Genomic DNA, 18,284 nt, shown 5'->3' with positions numbered 1-18,284 from the left:
CTCTCCATTGCCGTTCGAACCGCCGTCATTGGGCCTCGATCTGGACCGCCTCGCCCGGCATCGCCGCGTCGCCGGATGCTATCACCAGATAGCGCCTTGCAGCCGTGGCAGACTGGTCGACGATCTGCCGGATCGGACCAGCCGCGTTGACGATAGCGGATCCAGCCGGATTGGTCATGAAGGCTGCCAGCGGCTGCAACGGGCCGCCCCCGTCACTACGTTCCGCAAGCGCCAACACATATTTCTGCCTGGGCTGAAGTCCCGTCACCGAAGCCTGCAAGATCTGGATCAGGCCCTGATCGAACAGTGAGACGCTGGTCGGCGCCTTGCCGTGCTTTGTGCCGTCTTTCGACGCGAGCGCCAGATGAGCGACCTGGCCGGCCACGCCGAGCGCCTGCAGGTTCTGGCGGTCATCCGGGTCAGGCGCAGCATTCGGAACATAGACGATCGCCTGCGGCGCCTGGCCGATCGGAACGTTCCCGATCACCTTGTTGGTTGCCGTATCGATCGCCGCAAGCGCGTCGGCGTTTTCCAGCCCCACATAGATGCGGGTGCCGTCGCCGGACGGCCACACGCCGTGCGGCAGATTGCCGACGGGGATCGTGGCGACCTGCGAGAAGTCGTCGGTGCGGAACACCTTCACCTCGTTGAGACCACCGATGGTGACATAGGCGAATGTTCCCTTGGCGGTGTGCGCGAAGTTGACGTGATTGGTAATCGGCCCGGTGTCGATCGTCCTGATTGCGTTGAACGGTGGTCTCGCGTTGAACACCTGTGTCCGGCCGACGTCCTTCAGCGTGAACCACACCTGATCTCCATCCGGAGTGGCCGCGATGTTCGGGCAGAACGGGCTCTCCTGCTTCACCGTGGCGATGATCTTGTGCTCGGCCACCGAGACGACGTCGGTCTCGGGATTGAAGGACGAGCAGATGTAACCGTACTTGCCGTCGGGCGAGAAAATCTGCATGCCCGGCCCGTTCGGCGTCGTGATGCGGGTTGTCTCCTTGAAGCTGATCGGATCGATGACGGAAATGTAATTTTCGCCGCGGACGGTAACCCATACCTCCTTGCCGTCAGGCGTAAAGAACGCCTCGTGTGGCGACCGCCCCAGATAGGTCACGTGCTTGACCGCGTTGGTCGCGGTGTCGATGAAGCTCACCGAGTTCGAGCCGATCGACACCACGGCCAGCGTCTTGTGGTCGGGCGAGAAGCCCATGCCGTGCACGAGCACCTGGCCCTTGTAGAGCGGGCTGAAATTGCCGGGTTGCGGGTCGCCCAGCCGGATCACGCCAAGCAGCTTGTTGTCCACGGGGTCGGTCACCGAGACCGTATTCGAGAACTGTTCCGCAGCGTAGACGCGGTCGTGGTGGCTGATCGGAATATCCGGGGCGGACAGCGCGCCCGGCGCCTGCCCTGCCCAAGCGAGCGAACCCGTCGCAAGCATCGTGGCGGCCAGGAAAATGCTCTTCATCATATTGCTTGGAAACGTCGTCATCTGCGGCTCCTACTTCTTCATTCCAGCGGACATGTCCATCTGCATCCCCGGATGATGATGAACGGCTGCGATGGGAACGGATGGCGACTGGGTCGGGGCTGGCGCGGTATCCGTCACCGGTTCGCCGATCGCGAGCTTCATGGCGGCGATCTCCTGCATCTGCTCGACAATGATCTCCTGCGCGATGCGCCTTAGCTGCTCATTCCTGCCATAACGCAGCTCGATCACCGCCATGTCGATCGCACCCTGATGGTGCGGGCTCATCATCGCGACAAAGTCGCGATCGATGTCGCCGGTCGGTTTGGCCGCCATGTCATTCATCATCCTGGTCATCGCGGCATCGTTCTCTTCCAGGAATGCACGCTCCTCCGCGCTTGGCGCGGCCGGAGGGCTGGCCGGATGGGACTCATGCGCGAAGACGAGCGGAGGGAGCGCGAACGCGACCAGAATGCGCGCGGCAAGAAAAGCCGTGCCAAGGCTGGGCCTGGGCCATCGGCATCGGCCTGCGAGCGCCGCTTCCGCGCGGCGAAACTGTGAGGGGGGCATCCTGAACTCCCATGCAGGTGGTTGCATGGGGGTTTGACGCGTGGGCGCGCGTTCTATTCCGGCCGGTCGATCACATAAACGTCAGCAGTCAGTCGCGGCGGCCTACCTAGCCGCGCCCGTCCACGGTTGGCCGCCACACCAGCAGGCGTCGCTCCACCAGCGTAACCCCATAATCGATCAGGATGACAAAGGCCGACAGCACGAACATGCCGGCGAACACGCCGGCGACGTCGAACACACCTTCGGCCTGCTGAATGAGGTAGCCGAGCCCGGCTGCCGATCCCAGATATTCGCCGACGACCGCGCCGACCACGGCGAAGCCGACCGAAGTATGCAGCGAGGAGAACATCCAGGATAGCGCCGACGGCCAATAAACGTGCCGCATCAACTGCCGCTCACTCATGCCGAGCATGCGGCCGTTGTCGAGCACGGTGCGGCTGACCTCTTTCACACCCTGATAGACGTTGAAGAACACGATGAAGAACACCAGCGTCACGCCGAGCGCGACCTTCGACCATATGCCGAGGCCTAGCCAAAGCGCGAAGATCGGCGCCAGCACGACGCGCGGCAACGCATTCACCATCTTGACGTAAGGGTCGAACACCGCGGCGACGAGCGGCTGGCGAGCGAACCAGAACCCGACCAGCACACCGCCTGCCGATCCAATCACGAAGGCCAGGATTGATTCCGTCAGCGTGATGCCGAGATGCTTCCAGATCACACCGGACGAGAACCATTTGACGATCTGGGCGAGGACGTCGACCGGATTGGAGAAGAAGAACGGCGGCAGCAGGATCTTGCCGAACACCGGCACGGTCGACAGCAACTGCCACAGCGCGATGCAGACCACGGCGACAAGGACTTGGAGCGCGAGCAGCGTGACGCGCGACATCAGACCGCCTCCGCCTGGGTGGACTGCGCGTAGCCCTTCATCACCTCGTCCTTGAGCACGCTCCAGATCTCGCGGTGGAGCGCGTGGAACTCCTTGTCGAGCCGCACCTCGAAAATGTCGCGCGGGCGCTGCAAGCTGACGCGCCAGTCGCCGATGATGCGCGAGGAAGGCCCCGCCGACATGATCACGACACGGTCGGCGAGCGCGATCGCCTCTTCGAGATCGTGGGTGACGAACAGCACCGCCTTGCGGTCGGCGTTCCAGAGGTCGAGCAGCAGATTGCCCATCACCTGGCGGGTCTGCGCATCGAGTGGCCCGAACGGCTCGTCCATCAGGAGGATCTTGGGATCGCGGATCAGGACCTGCGCCAGCGCCACGCGCTTGCGCTGGCCGCCGGAGAGCATGTGCGGATAACGATTGGCGAAAGCGCCGAGGCCGACGGCTGTGAGCCATTTCTGCGCGCGCTGAACCGCCTCGGCACGCGGCGCCCCCATGATGTCGAGCCCAATTGCGACATTGTCGAGCGCGGTCTTCCAGGGGAACAAGGCATCGGCCTGGAACAGGTAGCCGGCATCCCGGTTCAGCCCCGCGAGCGGCCGGTCGAATATCTTGACGCTGCCCGCCGCCGGCTTCAGCAGCCCGGCCGCGACGGTGAGCAGCGTCGATTTCCCGCATCCGGTCGGGCCGACAATGGCGACGAATTCGCCCTGGGCGACCGCCAGATGCGCCTTCTCCACCGCCGTGTAGACCCGCCCGTCCCCGAGCCGGAACGCGACCTTGGCATCTTCCAGCGCCACCGCTGTGGGCGTCGTCATGTATTCCCTCCGAACTTGGCCCGATGCCTTAGCCGCTCGCGCGGCCAAGTTCAATCAAGCCGCCAAGCGTGCTACGCATGGGCCTCGTCATCCCCTCCCTCGGTGGGCGGGTCAGCGAAGTGAGCTCCCCCCCGATGCCGTCCAGGACGATGATTGGCTACTCCCATGTCAGCAAGAGCTTCGGTCACCTCAAGGCTGTCGACGATGCGTCGCTCGACATCGCCGAGGGCGAGTTTTTGGCTGTTGTCGGTGGCTCGGGATCGGGCAAGACCACGCTGCTGCGGCTCGCCAACCGGCTGATTGAGGCTGACGGCGGCACCATCACGGTCGAGGGCGAGGACGTGCGGAATGTCGATCGGGTCGCGCTGCGGCGGCGAATTGGCTACGTCTTCCAGAGCGGTGGACTGTTCCCGCATTTGAGCGTTGCGGACAATATCGGGATCACGCCAAAGCTGCTGGGCGTAGCGACGGCGGAGATCGACGCACGAATCGACGAGTTGCTGGCGCTCGTGCAGCTCGACCGAACCACGCATCGCGACCGGCTGCCCGAAGCACTCTCGGGTGGTCAGCGGCAGCGCGTCGGCGTGGCACGGGCGCTCGCGGCAAAACCACGCATCGTGCTGATGGACGAGCCGTTCGGCGCGCTCGATCCCCTCACCCGTGATGCGCTGGGCGACGATTATCGGGCCCTGCATCGCAGCCTCGGGCTGACCACGGTGATGATCACGCATGACATGACGGAAGCGATCCTGCTCGCCGACCGCATCGCGGTGATGCGCGGCGGAAGGATGCTCGCGCAGGGCACGCCGGCGGAGCTCTCGAAAAGCGACGATGCCTATGTGCTGGAGCTGTTGCGCACGCCGCGGCGCCAGGTCGAGCGGCTGAACGCCCTGCTGCCGCAGAGCGGTGCGGCATGAGCCTCCTCTCCGATCCGCGTTGGGGCGAGGCACTGTCGCATTTGCCCGACTATCTCGGCAACCATGTGAGGGTGAGCCTCGCCGCGCTGGCGCTGGGCCTCACCGTCAGCCTGCCGCTGGCGATCCTGACCCGCAACCGTCCGGCGCCGCGGAGCATTCTGCTCGCGCTTGCCAGCATCGTGCAGACAGTGCCGGGACTGGCGCTGCTCGCGCTGTTCTATCCGCTGCTGCTTGCGGCGGCTTCGCTGACACTCGCCTGGTTCGGCGTCTCCTTCTCCGCCTTCGGCTTCCTGCCGGCGGTGCTGGCGCTGGCGCTCTATTCGATGCTGCCGGTGCTGCGCAACGGCATCACCGGGCTGAACGGCATCGATCCCGCCCTGATCGAAGCCGCGGAAGGAGTCGGCATGACCGCGCGGCAGTCGCTCGTGATGGTCGAGCTGCCGCTGGCGCTGCCGGTGATGATGGCGGGCATCCGCACCGCCGCGGTGTGGGTGATCGGCACCGCGACGCTGTCGACGCCGATCGGGCAAACCAGCCTCGGCAACTACATCTTCGCGGGATTGCAGACCCAGAACTGGGTGTTCGTGCTGTTCGGCTGCTTTGCATCGGCCGCGCTCGCGCTCGCCGTGGATCAACTGCTCGGACTGATCGAGAGTGGCCTGCGCCGGCGCAGCCGCTTGCGCACCGGGCTCGGCGCCGCCGGGATCGCGACGCTGGTCGCAGTGACCCTGGTGCCATCGATGGGCCGCTCGTCATCAGGCTATGTGGTCGGTGCCAAGACATTTGCCGAGCAATATGTGCTCTCGGCCTTGCTCAGGGATCGTCTCCAGGCGGCCGGCCTGCCCTCCACCGCGAGATCGGGTCTCGGCTCGAGCGTGATCTTCGAGGCGTTGAAGGCAGGAGATATCGACCTCTATGTCGACTATTCCGGCACGCTCTGGGCCAACCAGCTTCACCGCACGGACATCAAGCCACGTGCTGAATTATTGGCGGAGCTGAAGACGGCGCTCGCCAAGGACAACGTCACCCTGCTCGGCGAACTCGGCTTCGAGAATGCCTATGCGCTGGTGATGCCGAAGACGCGCGCCGAAGCACTCGGCATCCGTACCATCGCCGATCTCGCGGCGCATGCTCCGAAGCTGTCGATTGCCGGCGACTACGAGTTCTTCTCGCGCCCCGAATGGGCGGCGCTGCAAAAGGCCTATGGCCTTTCGTTCCGCGCCCAGCGCCAGATGCAGCCGGACTTCATGTATGCGGCAGTCGCCAGTGGCGAGGTCGACGTGATCGCCGGCTACACCAGCGACGGCCTGATCGCGAAATACGATCTCACGGCGCTCGACGATCCCAGGCACGCGATCCCGCCCTACGATGCCATCCTGCTGCTGGCGCCGAAACGCGCAGGCGACGAACGGCTCAAGACGGCGCTCAATCCGCTGCTCGGCAAGATCGACATCGCCACGATGCGCGAGGCCAATTTGCGTGCCGCCGGCAACGATGCGAAGTCCTCACCGGATGCGGTGGCGAAGTGGCTGTGGGAGAAGGTCGGCAAGCGGTAGGCCGGCTACAGCCCCCGGATCATCCCTGCGTTGATCAGCAGCCGGTTGAGCCGTCGCGCCTCCGCGCCATCCTTGCAACCGTAGAAAATGCCTTTGCAGCGGAGCATGATCTCCTTCTGCTCGGCGAAGGACGGATCGAGCGGAATGCCGGCGGCTTCCTGGATCACCAGCGGCAGATAGGGACCATCGACCGTGTCCATCACGGCCTCGCTCTTCACCGGCTCGAAATTGACGGCGTCGATCGCGTAGTAGGTCGCATAGAGGCGCGGATCGTAAGCATCGAGCTTCTTGCCGAGAGCACCCTCGTCGAGCCCGGGCTCGAGGATAGCCGGCGCGAACTCGGGCTGATGATCGCCATAGCGCACGATCAGGAAGGGGTCTCCCGGAAACGCCTTCTTCAGGCCGGCCAGGAAGGCCTTGTACTGCTCTGCGCTCATCGCCTGCCGGCGCAGATATTCGTCGATCGACGGCACGTTGCCCGGCGCGCGCCAGTTCGGCAGCAGATCCGGGCGGAAGCGCGTCTCCCAGGGGAAATGATTGGCGCCGAGATAGATGAAGGTGAACAGCGGCTTGTTCGGCGGCTGCTGACCCATCAGCTTGAGGGCCTTGTCGTAGAAGAAGCTGTCAGGCTCGACATTCTTCGCGCCGAGATCCTTGGAGTCGAGAAAACGTTCGACGCCGGTCGTCATCTGAAAGCTGCGCGCAGCCATGAAGCCGCCATAGGCGGGATAGAGCGACAGGGTGTCGTAGCCGCAGCGGCGCAGCGCCAGCGGCAGGCCGCGCTCGACGCGGCCAGTCGCGATGCGCGTCACGAAATAAGCGAAGCGGCCGAACGAGCGCGACGACAGCCCGGCGAGCACGTTGTATTCGGTGAACCAGCTCGGGCCGCCATTGCTCTCGGCCAGGAACGCGCGCTGCTTGCCGTCCCAGGATTTGAAATGGCCGCCATATCCCGCCGGCACCTTGATGCCCTGGGCGGCGCGGATGTCGAAGCTGGATTCATCATGGATCATGATGATGTTCGGCCGCCGGCCGGCGGGATGGCAGGAATCGACCAGCGGCATGTTGAGGCGCTCGTTGGACGCGGCGGCCGATTCCATGAAGCCGTATTGCGCAAAGTCGGAGACCGCGCTGACACCGGAGCGGAAGAATTTCGAGAGATAACCGTCGTCGTAATAGCCGCGCCAGGCCTCGTCGGGGTGGTAAAGCGAATAGCCCACCAGTGCGGCAAGACAGGCGAGCTTGCAGGCGAGCGCCGGCAGCCTGCGGATGCGGAACGGATCGAGCCACCACAGCGCATACATCAGCGGCAACGTGACGAGGCCGGCCAGGATCACCGACCAGCGTAGATTCGGGAAGATCGTGAACAGGAACGCGACGGTGTCGCGGTCGATCATCATCAGATCTATGAAGTTGACCGTCATCTGCACGACGTCGTGCTTGAGCCGCGACAGCAGCACCAGCACCACGACCATGGTCAGCGACAGCGCGCCCGACAATGCGGGCCGCCGCAGCAGCGTGATCCAGAGGAAATTGAGGATGCCCCAGGCGAGCGCGAAGGACAGCCGCGAGCCGAAATCCGTCTCGGTCTCGTACATCAGGCCGAGCGCCGCCAGATGCGGTGCGGCAACCGCAAGCAGCCGCCAGATTCCAAGCGCGGCGACGCTCGCCAGCACGGCGGTGGCAGCAGAAGGACCTGGATTGGGCGCGGACGCCATCGACGATACGCAACAGCTGGTCCGGCGCGATGAATACCCAGCCGTCGGGCCGGCCTGCGGCGTTCGGCGCAGCCGGAAGCCTGCACCGTGTCATAAAACTGTAATTGAACGGTCACCGACAAGCAACGCGTGTCGCGGTCCGACCTTCGCTTAATGTTAGTGGACGACGAACGGCCGCGCGGCACAGGCCAAGCGGCCCTCGGCGAACCGGCAACCTGGATCGCCCCTGTGGTGGCGCTGGGGCCGATCGCGATGGCGGCCCATCCGCGCGGACGGACGGCCGTGGCGCGCTGAACGTCGATCAGCCCTGCGGCAGCAGCCCCAGCCGCTTGGCGATGATGCGGTCGAGCGTCCGCTTCGGCAGCACGGCACCAATCAGATGGCGCATGCGGTCGGGTGTAATCTGGTAGCGGACCTTGGGATTTGGGCTGGTCAGCGCCTCGAACACGATTTCGGCGATGCGCTCGGCCGGCAGGCCGTTCGCACCGAGATCCATCATGAACGCCATGACCTTGTTGAGCGCCGGCAGATAGGGCGAGTTCCGGTAGACAGAGAGATCGATCTGCTCGGCCTTGCTCCAGATCGGCGTCCTCACCGCCCCGGGGGCGACGATGATGACGTCGATGCCGAACAGCATCAGCTCGCGGCGCAGGCTCTCCGCCAACCCCTCGATGGCGTGCTTGGAGGTGCAGTAAGGCGCCGACAGCGGATTGCCGTTTTTGCCCGCCACCGAGCTGATCATGACGATCCGGCCCTTCGGCCCCTTCAGTGACGGGTCGGCGCCGAGCAGCGGCCCAAAAGCCTGCGTCGCAATCACCGGGCCGATGACGTTGATGTCCATCTGGCGGCGGAAGTCGTCGGCCGACAATTCGAGCACGGGACCGGCGACCGCGATGCCGGCATTGTTGACGAGACCCGCCAGCGTCTCCCCGCCCAGCGCAGCGCGGACCTCGCGCGCCGCCGCCAGCACGGCAGCCTCATCGGTAACGTCGAACAGAAGCGGCGTGAAGTTCGTGCCGAACTCACCCTTGAGCCGGTCGGCATCGGCCTGCTTGCGGACGCTGCCGAAGACGCGATAGCCGCGCCCGATCAGGAATTTAGCAATGGCCCAGCCAATGCCAGTGGACGCGCCGGTGACGACGACAGATCGCATGGTCGTTTCCCCCTCAAGTTTCCCCAAGTGATCATGTAGGAGGGACGCCATGTCGTGCAATGCCACCCGGTTCTCAGGCTGCGCACCGGCGATATTTTTTGCCTGGCCGGTCTGCCGCGGGAGGCTGCAAGCAGGTGTTGGTTCTCAGGATAAGGCGGCACGCGAACCTCGCGCGACCAGACCGTTCTCATGCTGAGAATGCGGATGAAGAGCCTGGGCTTCGACTCTGAATACGCTGACGTTTCGGAGTCTAGAAGCTTACGGGAAATTCCGAGAAACGACGCGAGGTCAAGAATGTGATTTAAGTGTCAGTTCTTGCTGCTCGGAGAGCACTTCAACTCGCGAAGAACTTGAATGAAGCAGCAATGCTTCGCGCGAGATGAAAAGAGCGAGACCGCTGTTTGCGATCCCGCTCAGATATAGTCGCGAAGGTTTAAGATTTGGTTTGGCGAGCCAAGCTTGTGTTTTTGCTCTCGTGTCCCGGCGATGCAGCGCACCACTTACGTGATGCGCTGCGCGTCGGGGAACGCAAAGCTCAGTTCTTGCTCTTGTCGACCAGCGCGCCCTTCTTGATCCAGGGCATCATGTCGCGCAGCTTGGCGCCGACTTCCTCGATCGGGTGCGCGGCGAGCTTGGCGCGGGTTGCCTTGAACGAGGTCTGGTTGACCTTGTTCTCCAGCATCCAGTCGCGGGCGAACTTGCCGCCCTGGATATCGGCGAGAACGCGCTTCATCTCGGCCTTGGTCTCGGCGGTGACGATGCGCGGGCCGGTGACGTATTCGCCATACTCGGCGGTGTTGGAGATCGAGTAGTTCATGTTGGCGATGCCGCCTTCATAGATCAGGTCGACGATCAGCTTCACCTCGTGGAGGCACTCGAAATAGGCCATCTCCGGCGCATAGCCGGCTTCGACCAGGGTCTCGTAGCCGCCCTTGATCAGCTCGACCAGGCCGCCGCAGAGCACGACCTGCTCACCGAACAGATCGGTCTCGCATTCTTCCTTGAACGTGGTCTCGATGATGCCGGCGCGGCCGCCGCCGACGGCGGAAGCGTAGGACAGGCCAAGGTCATGGGCGTTGCCCGAGACGTCCTTGGCGATCGCGATCAGGCAGGGCACGCCGCCGCCGCGCTGATACTCCGAGCGCACGGTGTGACCGGGGCCCTTCGGCGCGATCATCAGCACGTCGAGGTCGGCGCGGGGATCGAGCAGGTTGAAGTGGACGTTGAGACCGTGCGCGAAGACGAGCGCTGCGCCCTTCTTCATGTTGTCGTGCAGGTGCTCGCGGTAGATGTCGCCCTGGAGCTCGTCCGGGGTCAGCATCATGACGAGGTCGCCCCATTTGGCGGCTTCGGCGACTTCCATCACCTTGAAGCCGGCGGCTTCCGCCTTCTTGACCGAGCCCGAGTCCTTGCGCAGCGCGATGGCCACGTCCTTGACGCCGGAGTCCTTCAGGTTGAGCGCATGGGCGTGGCCCTGGCTGCCATAGCCGACGATGACGACCTTCTTGCCCTTGATCAGGTTCAGGTCGGCGTCGCGATCGTAATAAACACGCATGGTCGTTTCCTCGTTCAGATGGCCAGAATCGGCCGTTGGTCAGGTCTCGGACGGTGAAATTTGCGGATTTCGGGGGCTGTCTAGAGCATTTTCAGCCCCCTGGGAAACCCGTTTCTGCATGGAAAACTGCGGCATCATGCATCCATGAAGACGGGGTCGAGCGATGCCCGCAGCAGGATCACCATCAGGATATTGAAGGCCCGCACCAGCCCCTCGGAGGTCAGGACCGGCCGCAGTGCGGTGCCGAAGAAGGCCCGGACCACGGTCGAGGCCGTGCCCACCAGCAGGCTGACCAGGGTCTGGATCGCGATGTTGACGAGGAACCGGCTGTCCCCCTCGCCCGCCTTGGCCGGGCATGATGAAGGCAAAGAGCCGCGACTGGGTCATGCTCACCTCACGCCGTCTTCGGCAGCGGCTGCGGGCGCCGCGCCAGCACCATCACGGCGATGCCGCCGACCACGGTCAGCATGCCGGCGAACCGCAGCGGCCCGAATCTTTCGCCGAATACGATGCTGGAGGCTGCCGAGCCGACGAACGGCACCAGCAACGCGAACGGCACCACCTGGGCAGCGGGATAATCGCGCAACAGCCGGCCCCACAGCCAATAGGCGATGCTGGTGGAGAGGGCGCCGATCACCAGCAGGCAGACGAGGCCTGTCGGCGACATGTGGATCAGCGACTGCCATGTCGGCGCCGGCCCGTTGACGAGCAGCGCCAGCGCGAACAACGGCACTGCGGTGGCAAGGCAAAGCCAGGCAAACAGATCGAACATCGGCACGCCGCGGGCGCCACGCAGCAGAACGTTGCCGACGGCAAAGCTCACGGGAGCAATCATCAGCACAGCGAAAGCGCCGATGCTGAAATCATATCCGACGGTGCCGCAGATCATCAGCAGACCCGCCGCGGCGATGACGACGCCGAGCGTCTGCACCGGCGTCGGCCGCTCGCCGAATGCGATCGCCGCAAAGCCGATGGTGAACAGCGCCTGGCTCTGCACGACGACGGAGGTCAGGCCCACCGGCACACCATGGGCGATGCCATAGGCTTGACTCAGGAACTGGCCGAGGAACAGCGTGAAGCTGATTGCGATCAGAAGCGACCAGGCAATCTTGGGCTTGCGAATGAACAGGCACGGTACCGCCGCAATGGCGAAGCGCATCGCCGTCATCAGCTCCGGCGAAAATTCGTCGAGCGCGATCCGGCTCGCCACGAAGGCAAGCCCCCAGATGATCGCCACCATGAGGGCGATGAGGATGTCGGCCGGCTTCATTGTTGCTTCCGGTTCTGCTCTGTCGTGCAGCCCTGCTTGTTGTCCCGCTCTAGCCCTGCTCGCTGGCCATTACGTCGAAGGATTGGGTTTGCGCAGCAGATAAGTGCCGTGCATCGGCGCGTGGTAGTCGGCCGAGACCAGCGTGAAGCCGACGTCGGTCAGCATTCGCTCCATTACCCAGCCGAAGGTGGAATATTCGTCGCGCATATGCGTCACCACGCTCTCGCGCGAGAAATCGTGGTTTTTGATCTGGCAGTCGGCCCATTGCTCGACGTCGCGCTCGACGGCATCCGGCATCGAGGCGTAGACGATGTCGCGAAGATAGAAGGTCGCACCCGGCTTCAGCGCGCGATAGATCCGCGACATCGCCACCGCCTTCCAGAAATCCGGCAGGTGATGCAGCGTGAACTCGCTGACGATCAGATCGTAGGATTCCGGCTGGTAGGCGAAGCTGAGCAGGCCAGCCGACTGCGTCGCGACCTTGGCCTTGCGGTCCCGCGCGTAGATTTCCGCCAGCGCCAGCATCGCCGGCGAGATGTCGATGGCGTCGACCTGCGCACCCATGAGCGATGCTTCGGTCGCCAGCACGCCGTTGCCGCAGCCTATATCGGCAATCCGCCAGCCCCGCTGGACGCCCAACATTTTCAGCGCGGCGCGCGCACGCAGATCGGCATCGTCGTGGGAGTCGTAAATCGACGCCACCGTGGGCCCGATGCCCATCCGATTCCGCTCATTATAGTACCAGTCGCGCGCCAGCATGGTTCACATCCCTTCAGGCCCGCGACCGATCGCGGCCACGCCGGTGCGCGAGACTTCCACAAGGCCGAGCGGACGCATCAGGTCGATAAACTGGTTGATCTTGTCGGTATTGCCTGTGATCTCGAACACGAAGCTTTCGGTGGTGGCGTCGATCACGCGGGCGCGGAACGCGTCCCCCAGCCTGAGCGCCTCGACGCGGTGCTCACCCTGCCCGCGCACCTTCACCATCGCCAGCTCGCGCTCGATCGAGCGCTTGGTCAACGTCATGTCGACGACGCGGTAGACCGGGATCATGCGATCGAGCTGATGCTTGATCTGCTCGATCACCATCGGCGTGCCCGTGGTGACGATGGTGATACGCGACAGATGTTTCTGGCTCTCGGTCTCGGAGACCGTGAGGCTCTCGATGTTGTAGCCGCGTCCCGAGAACAGGCCGATGACGCGCGCGAGCACGCCCGGCTCGTTCTGCACGAGCACCGAAAGCGTATGCGTCTCGTTGGGATCGTGGCGCTCTTCGATGAAGTAGGCGGATGCGGGCTGGTTCATTGTCGTCCTCTCTTTTCTCGTCGTTACGCCGTCGCCGGCGTGTCCGTTCCGACCCAACTGCGGAACAGATCGAAATCGATATTGCCACCGGACAGCACGAGACCGACGCGTTTGCCAGACAGTTTTGCCTTTTCCTGAAGCGCCGCGGCGAGCGCGGCTGCGCCGGCGCCTTCGGCGAGGTTATGCGTATCGGTCCAGTAGGCTCGGATCGCCGCGGCCACTTCATCATCGGTGACCTGCACGATGCGCGTAGCACCCTTCCGGATCAACGCGACGGCTTCCGCGTCGGGAAAGCGCGTCGCCATGCCGTCAGCCAGCGTATTGCTGGTCTCGGTTGTCACGACGTGGCCTGCCGCGAACGACAGTGCGTAGGACGGCGCTTCGGTCGACTGCACGCCGACGATCTCGGTCTTCAGGCCGAGCAGATCGCGGACCAGAATGCAGGCGCTGATGCCCGAGCCCTGCCCGATCGGAACGTAGAGTACGTCGAGATCAGGCGCCGCGCGGAACAACTCCAGCGCGTAGGTCGCCACCCCCAGAACGAGGTCGGGGTGGAACGACGGCACCATGTGCAAGCCGTCGAACTGCGCACGGCGCCCGGCCTCCTCCCGCGCCAGCTGGAAATCGTCGCCATGCTCGACCAGATCGGCGCCGAATGCACGCATGGCATGATTCTTCTCGGCCGAATTGCCTTTGGGCACATAGATCACCGCGGGCACGCCGTGACGCCGCGCCGCGAAGGCAAGACTCTGGCCGTGATTGCCGCGGGTGGCCGAGATGATGCCCGGCACATTCGGCCGTTCGCGTTTCAACCGATCGAGGTAGACGATGCCGCCACGCACCTTGAACGCCCCGGTCGGCGTGTGGTTCTCATGCTTGACGACGACGTGCGTCCCCAAGCGCTGGCCAAGCAACGGCCAGGTGTGCGCCGGCGTCGGCGGCATGGCGGTGCCGACCATCTCGTGGGCGCTTTCCAGCTCCTTGAGATCAAACACTTCGAAACCTCACACCAGCGCCTTGCCGCCGGCGAACGCCTTGGCGGTGGCCTCGTCGTTGGCCTGCTCCGGCAACAGCATCTCGTTGTGGGCCTTGCCGGAGGGGATCATCGGGAAGCAGTTTTCGAGCGCGGCGACACGGCAGTCGAACAGCACCGGACGCTTGACCGAGATCATCTCCTGGATCGCGCCGTCGAGATCTGAAGGCTTGTGCACCTGGAAGCCGACGCCGCCATAGGCCTCCGCGAGCTTGACGAAATCCGGCAGCGCCTCCGAGTAGGAATGCGACAGGCGGTTGCCGTGGAGCAATTGTTGCCACTGCCGCACCATGCCCATGTACTGGTTGTTCAGGATGAATATCTTGATCGGCAGCTCGTACTGGACCGCCGTCGACATCTCCTGGATCGTCATCTGCACCGAGGCATCGCCCGCGATGTCGATGACGAGGCTATCCGGATGGGCCACCTGCACGCCGACCGCGGCTGGCAGGCCGTAGCCCATGGTGCCGAGACCGCCTGATGTCATCCAGCGATGCGGCTCCTCGAAGCCGAAGAACTGCGCCGCCCACATCTGGTGCTGACCGACCTCGGTCGTGATGTAGGTATCCTTGCCCCGCGTCGCCTCGAACAGGCTCTGGATCGCGTGCTGCGGCAGGATGACGTCGTTGCTCTTCTTGTAATAGAGCGAGTTGCGGGCGCGCCACTGTGCGATCTGCTGCCACCACGCCTTGATGTCGGGCTTCTTCGCCTCCGCCTTGAACACCTGGAGGATGTCGCCGAGGATATTGCCGCAGTCGCCGATGATGGGCACGTCCACGCGGATGTTCTTGTTGATCGAGGACGGATCGATATCGATGTGAATCTTCTTCGAGCCCGGCGAGAACGCATCGACACGTCCGGTGATGCGGTCGTCGAAGCGCGCGCCGACGCACAGCATGACGTCGCAATCATGCATCGTCATGTTGGCTTCGTAGGTGCCGTGCATGCCGAGCATGCCGAGCCAGTTCTTCCCCGACGCGGGATACGCGCCCAGCCCCATCAGCGTCGAGGTGATCGGGAAGCCGGTGACCTCGACCAGCTCGCGCAGCAGCTTGGTGGCTTCGGGGCCGGAATTGATCACGCCGCCGCCGCTGTAGATCACGGGGCGTTTGGCATTGGCAAGCAGCGAGACCGCTTTGCGGATCTGCGTCGCATCGCCCTTCACGCGCGGGGCGTAGGAGCGGTGCACATCGGACTTGCGCGGCGGGTGATAAGTGCCGGTCGCGAACTGCACGTCCTTCGGCACGTCGACCAGCACCGGACCCGGACGGCCGGTGGTTGCAACGTAGAAGGCCTCGTGCAGGACCTTGGCGAGATCGTTGACGTCGCGCACCAGCCAATTGTGCTTGGTGCAGGGGCGCGTGATGCCGACCGTGTCGCATTCCTGGAACGCGTCGTTGCCGATCAGGTGCGTCGGCACCTGGCCGGAGATGCAGACCAGCGGGATCGAGTCCATCAGCGCGTCGGTGAGCGGCGTCACCATGTTGGTGGCGCCGGGGCCGGAGGTCACCAGCGCAACGCCCGGCTTGCCGGTCGAGCGCGCATAGCCCTCTGCGGCGTGGCCCGCGCCCTGCTCGTGGCGGACCAGGATGTGCTGGACCTCGCTCTGCTGGAAGATCTCGTCATAGATCGGAAGCACCGCACCGCCGGGATAGCCGAAAATGTCGGTCACGCCATGATCGATGAGCGCGCGGACGATCATCGCGGCGCCGGTCATCTGGTTCGGATCGTGGCTCTTGTCGCTCATTGTCTTGCTCCGGATGCGCTGTTGTCAGCGGCTTCGTTCGTGTCGGGTTCGGGAAATAAAAAAGGCCCCGAAGAGGGACCCTGCACACCGCCTGTCATGTGGATGGCAGCTAGCCACCCCCGGCGGTGTGCCTGGGTACGACGGCGATAAGGAGTTTGGTAATAATGTTACGCATTGCAGGCGCTCGGCTTCCCAAAGGTTGCGCGAAACATAGCGGCCAAAGCCCGGATGTCAAGGCGATGGGGCCGTCCCCGCGCGATTTTGGCAGTCTAGCGGTGTTCCCGGGGTTCGGCGAGAGGTAAATGCGGGAACCCGGGCACAAAAGCACGTCAACCGGGCTCCCGGGTAGCGCTCACGTCCGCCGCTAGCCACCCCCTCGCCTCCTCCGGCTTCACCCATTCGAACTCGGGCAATTGGTGCCGGAACCAGGTGAATTGCCGCTTGGCATAGTGGCGGGTGTCAGCCCGGCCGATCGCAGCGGCCTCCGCCAGGCTGAGCTCCCCGCGCAGATGCCGGATCAGGGCCGGCACGCCATGGGCCTTCATGGCCGGCAGCAGAGGATCGAGATGCCGGGCGGCAAGCCGTTCGACCTCATTCAGCGCGCCCGCACCTAACATGGCGTCAAAGCGGGCATCGATGCGGGCATAGAGCTCGTCGCGCTCGGGGGCGAGAAACACGGCGCGAAAACTGTCCTTGGGCAGCAGCGGCGGCTGGCCCTCCTGGTGCCAATCGAGCAGCGAGCGGCCGGTCGCTTCAATCACCTCGAGCGCACGTGCGATGCGCGTGCGGTCGCGCAGATTCAATCGCTCGGCCGCCCGTGGGTCGCGAGCTGCGAGTTCCGCATGTAGCGCCTCGACGCCGTTCCGCTCCAGCCGCGCCCGAACGGCCTCGCGTACTTCCGCAGGGATTGGCGGCACCACGGAAAGCCCCGCCGTCAGCGCCTTGAAATAGAGCCCGGTGCCGCCGATGAAGATCGGCAGCCGGCCTTCGGCTTGCGCCGCTTCGAGCGCCTTCGCCGCGTCGCTCACCCAGGCGCCGGCCGAGAAGTTCACGGCCGCATCGACATGGCCATAGAGATGATGGGGCACGAGCGCTTCGTCGGCCCGCGTGGGACGCGCCGTGATGACGCGGAGGTCGCGATAGACCTGCATGGAATCGGCATTGATGACGGCGCCACCCGCGCTGAGGGCAAGCTCGAGCGCCAGCGCCGACTTGCCGCTGGCGGTCGGGCCTGCGATAAGCACGGCCTTGCCAATAGGCCCTCTGCCGACTTGCCCCTCGCTCACGAAAACCTCAAATGTCCCTCGTCGCCACGCTGATCTGCAACCCCGATAATCCCGCGCTCGACTCTACCATCGTCGACGGCGCCCGCACCGTGCTGCCCCAAGCGCTACCCGCGCACTGGCTGTTCGACGGGGTTGCGGTCGACATCCCCTTCGGCGCCGACAGTAACCTCGAAGGCGACCGTCACGCCATCGAACAGCGGCTCCGCGAGCTTCGCGGCGACCTGCCGATCGACATCGTCGTGCAGCCAGTCGGCTTCCGGCGCAAGAAGCTTTTTCTCGCCGACATGGATTCCACCATGATCGGCCAGGAATGCATCGACGAGCTCGCCGATTTCGCTGGTTTGAAGGCGCATGTCGCCGCCATCACCGAACGCGCGATGCGCGGCGAGATCGAGTTCGAGCCGGCGCTACGCGAACGCGTCGCGCTGCTGAAGGACCTTCCCGCCAGCGTCGTCGACAAGGTGCTGGCCGAACGCATCACGTGGACGCCGGGCGGCCGCGAACTGGTCGCGACCATGCGCGCCCACGGCGCCTATACCTGCCTCGTCTCCGGCGGCTTCACGCTGTTCACGACCGCGGTCGCCGCCAGGATCGGGTTTCAGGAGAACCGCGCCAACGAACTCGTCGTGCGCGACGGCAAGTTCACCGGCGAAGTGAAGGAGCCGATCCTGGGCCGCGCGGCCAAGCTGGCGACGCTGGTGGAGTTGATGGAATCGTTCGATCTGGACGACATCGACTCGGTCGTCGTCGGCGACGGTGCCAATGATCTCGCCATGATCCAGGCCGCGGGACTGGGCGTAGCGTATCACGCCAAGCCGGCGGTGGCGGCTGCGGCGGCGGCGCGGATCGATCATGGCGATCTCACTGCGCTGCTGTATGCGCAGGGATATCGGCGGGACGAGTTCGTGGAGGCGTAGCCTCTCCCGTCCTTAGCTCTTGCTGCACACTCAGCAGCCGTAGAGTGGGCAAAGGCGCACTGGCGCCGTGCCCACCACT

The 18,284-nt window shown here is 64.5% G+C and carries 17 protein-coding genes and 1 pseudogene; 4 read left to right on the top strand and 14 right to left on the bottom strand.

What is annotated here, in order from left to right; genetic code table 11:
- Positions 1-25: 25 nt before the first annotated feature.
- Both WHZ77_RS08790 and WHZ77_RS08785 read right to left on the bottom strand, forming a co-directional pair.
- Positions 26-1,495, bottom strand: coding sequence for a YncE family protein (locus WHZ77_RS08790; RefSeq protein WP_375313314.1), 1,470 nt, complete (start codon positions 1,493-1,495; stop codon positions 26-28).
- A gap of 9 nt (positions 1,496-1,504) precedes the next feature.
- Entirely contained in the window at positions 1,505-1,942 is a 438-nt protein-coding gene (locus tag WHZ77_RS08785) for a DUF305 domain-containing protein (protein ID WP_375314683.1), read from the bottom strand.
- On the opposite strand from WHZ77_RS08785, the gene WHZ77_RS08780 reads away from it, so the two are divergent.
- Positions 1,904-2,032 (top strand): hypothetical protein, encoded by a 129-nt coding sequence (locus tag WHZ77_RS08780; protein WP_375314888.1) that lies wholly within the window; start codon positions 1,904-1,906, stop codon positions 2,030-2,032. The genes WHZ77_RS08785 and WHZ77_RS08780 overlap by 39 nt on opposite strands.
- Positions 2,033-2,147: 115 nt before the next feature.
- Here WHZ77_RS08780 and WHZ77_RS08775 read toward each other — a convergent pair whose 3' ends face one another.
- Positions 2,148-2,933, bottom strand: coding sequence for an ABC transporter permease (locus WHZ77_RS08775; RefSeq protein WP_143841220.1), 786 nt, complete (start codon positions 2,931-2,933; stop codon positions 2,148-2,150).
- Positions 2,933-3,748, bottom strand: a complete 816-nt coding sequence (locus WHZ77_RS08770; RefSeq protein ID WP_375313313.1) for an ABC transporter ATP-binding protein — start codon at positions 3,746-3,748, stop codon at positions 2,933-2,935. Before WHZ77_RS08770 ends, WHZ77_RS08775 begins: the two co-directional genes overlap by 1 nt.
- 134 nt (positions 3,749-3,882) lie before the next feature.
- On the opposite strand from WHZ77_RS08770, the gene WHZ77_RS08765 reads away from it, so the two are divergent.
- Positions 3,883-4,665: an ATP-binding cassette domain-containing protein gene (locus WHZ77_RS08765; RefSeq protein WP_375313312.1), complete on the top strand. Its 783-nt coding sequence runs from the start codon at positions 3,883-3,885 to the stop codon at positions 4,663-4,665.
- Positions 4,662-6,221 carry a glycine betaine ABC transporter substrate-binding protein gene (locus tag WHZ77_RS08760; protein ID WP_375313311.1) on the top strand — a complete coding sequence of 520 codons (1,560 nt, stop codon included), beginning with the start codon at positions 4,662-4,664 and terminating at the stop codon, positions 6,219-6,221. The genes WHZ77_RS08765 and WHZ77_RS08760 overlap by 4 nt, the downstream gene beginning before the upstream one ends.
- A 5-nt stretch (positions 6,222-6,226) precedes the next feature.
- Here WHZ77_RS08760 and WHZ77_RS08755 read toward each other — a convergent pair whose 3' ends face one another.
- The 10 genes and pseudogenes from WHZ77_RS08755 to miaA all read right to left on the bottom strand — a co-directional run bounded on the left by WHZ77_RS08755 (position 6,227) and on the right by miaA (position 17,288).
- Positions 6,227-7,939: a sulfatase-like hydrolase/transferase gene (locus tag WHZ77_RS08755; RefSeq protein WP_375313310.1), complete on the bottom strand. Its 1,713-nt coding sequence runs from the start codon at positions 7,937-7,939 to the stop codon at positions 6,227-6,229.
- A gap of 301 nt (positions 7,940-8,240) precedes the next feature.
- On the bottom strand, positions 8,241-9,092 hold the full coding sequence (locus WHZ77_RS08750) for an SDR family oxidoreductase (protein ID WP_375313309.1): 852 nt from the start codon (positions 9,090-9,092) through the stop codon (positions 8,241-8,243).
- A gap of 535 nt (positions 9,093-9,627) precedes the next feature.
- Entirely contained in the window at positions 9,628-10,647 is a 1,020-nt protein-coding gene (gene ilvC / locus WHZ77_RS08745) for a ketol-acid reductoisomerase (protein ID WP_015684386.1), read from the bottom strand.
- Between the two features lie 134 nt (positions 10,648-10,781).
- Positions 10,782-10,976: pseudogene (locus WHZ77_RS08740) on the bottom strand (LysE family translocator); the annotation flags it as partial.
- 65 nt (positions 10,977-11,041) lie between these two features.
- On the bottom strand, positions 11,042-11,917 hold the full coding sequence (locus WHZ77_RS08735; protein ID WP_375313308.1) for an EamA family transporter: 876 nt from the start codon (positions 11,915-11,917) through the stop codon (positions 11,042-11,044).
- A gap of 69 nt (positions 11,918-11,986) precedes the next feature.
- Complete coding sequence (locus WHZ77_RS08730; RefSeq protein ID WP_375313307.1) at positions 11,987-12,676, bottom strand: class I SAM-dependent methyltransferase; 690 nt, start codon at positions 12,674-12,676, stop codon at positions 11,987-11,989.
- Positions 12,677-12,679: 3 nt separating this feature from the next.
- Positions 12,680-13,222, bottom strand: a complete 543-nt coding sequence (gene ilvN / locus WHZ77_RS08725) for an acetolactate synthase small subunit (protein ID WP_015684382.1) — start codon at positions 13,220-13,222, stop codon at positions 12,680-12,682.
- 23 nt (positions 13,223-13,245) lie between these two features.
- Positions 13,246-14,217 (bottom strand): threonine dehydratase, encoded by a 972-nt coding sequence (locus tag WHZ77_RS08720; protein ID WP_375313306.1) that lies wholly within the window; start codon positions 14,215-14,217, stop codon positions 13,246-13,248.
- A gap of 9 nt (positions 14,218-14,226) precedes the next feature.
- Entirely contained in the window at positions 14,227-16,002 is a 1,776-nt protein-coding gene (locus WHZ77_RS08715; RefSeq protein WP_375313305.1) for an acetolactate synthase 3 large subunit, read from the bottom strand.
- A 329-nt stretch (positions 16,003-16,331) separates the two neighbouring features.
- Positions 16,332-17,288 (bottom strand): tRNA (adenosine(37)-N6)-dimethylallyltransferase MiaA, encoded by a 957-nt coding sequence (miaA, locus tag WHZ77_RS08710; protein ID WP_375313304.1) that lies wholly within the window; start codon positions 17,286-17,288, stop codon positions 16,332-16,334.
- Between the two features lie 11 nt (positions 17,289-17,299).
- Here miaA and serB point away from each other — a divergent pair, with 11 nt between their 5' ends.
- Positions 17,300-18,205: a phosphoserine phosphatase SerB gene (gene serB / locus WHZ77_RS08705; RefSeq protein ID WP_375313303.1), complete on the top strand. Its 906-nt coding sequence runs from the start codon at positions 17,300-17,302 to the stop codon at positions 18,203-18,205.
- The last annotated feature ends 79 nt before the right edge of the window (positions 18,206-18,284 follow it).

The organism is Bradyrhizobium sp. A5, from assembly GCF_042076515.1.
Classification (GTDB): Bacteria; Pseudomonadota; Alphaproteobacteria; order Rhizobiales; family Xanthobacteraceae; genus Bradyrhizobium; species Bradyrhizobium cosmicum.
Note: the sequence above shows the minus strand (reverse complement) of the source record. Positions and strands in the feature narration are given on the sequence as shown.

What these genes read in the sequence shown, in the direction of transcription:
- WHZ77_RS08730 (WP_375313307.1), bottom strand. Translation starts at nt 12,676, where the DNA reads ATGCTGGCGCGCGACTGGTACTATAATGAGCGGAATCGGATGGGCATC.
- ilvC (WP_015684386.1), bottom strand. Translation starts at nt 10,647, where the DNA reads ATGCGTGTTTATTACGATCGCGACGCCGACCTGAACCTGATCAAGGGC.
- ilvN (WP_015684382.1), bottom strand. Translation starts at nt 13,222, where the DNA reads ATGAACCAGCCCGCATCCGCCTACTTCATCGAAGAGCGCCACGATCCC.
- serB (WP_375313303.1), top strand. Translation starts at nt 17,300, where the DNA reads ATGTCCCTCGTCGCCACGCTGATCTGCAACCCCGATAATCCCGCGCTC.
- WHZ77_RS08715 (WP_375313305.1), bottom strand. Translation starts at nt 16,002, where the DNA reads ATGAGCGACAAGAGCCACGATCCGAACCAGATGACCGGCGCCGCGATG.
- WHZ77_RS08760 (WP_375313311.1), top strand. Translation starts at nt 4,662, where the DNA reads ATGAGCCTCCTCTCCGATCCGCGTTGGGGCGAGGCACTGTCGCATTTG.
- WHZ77_RS08775 (WP_143841220.1), bottom strand. Translation starts at nt 2,933, where the DNA reads ATGTCGCGCGTCACGCTGCTCGCGCTCCAAGTCCTTGTCGCCGTGGTC.
- WHZ77_RS08755 (WP_375313310.1), bottom strand. Translation starts at nt 7,939, where the DNA reads ATGGCGTCCGCGCCCAATCCAGGTCCTTCTGCTGCCACCGCCGTGCTG.
- WHZ77_RS08735 (WP_375313308.1), bottom strand. Translation starts at nt 11,917, where the DNA reads ATGAAGCCGGCCGACATCCTCATCGCCCTCATGGTGGCGATCATCTGG.
- WHZ77_RS08790 (WP_375313314.1), bottom strand. Translation starts at nt 1,495, where the DNA reads ATGACGACGTTTCCAAGCAATATGATGAAGAGCATTTTCCTGGCCGCC.
- WHZ77_RS08770 (WP_375313313.1), bottom strand. Translation starts at nt 3,748, where the DNA reads ATGACGACGCCCACAGCGGTGGCGCTGGAAGATGCCAAGGTCGCGTTC.
- WHZ77_RS08780 (WP_375314888.1), top strand. Translation starts at nt 1,904, where the DNA reads ATGCGCGAAGACGAGCGGAGGGAGCGCGAACGCGACCAGAATGCGCGC.
- WHZ77_RS08750 (WP_375313309.1), bottom strand. Translation starts at nt 9,092, where the DNA reads ATGCGATCTGTCGTCGTCACCGGCGCGTCCACTGGCATTGGCTGGGCC.
- WHZ77_RS08765 (WP_375313312.1), top strand. Translation starts at nt 3,883, where the DNA reads ATGCCGTCCAGGACGATGATTGGCTACTCCCATGTCAGCAAGAGCTTC.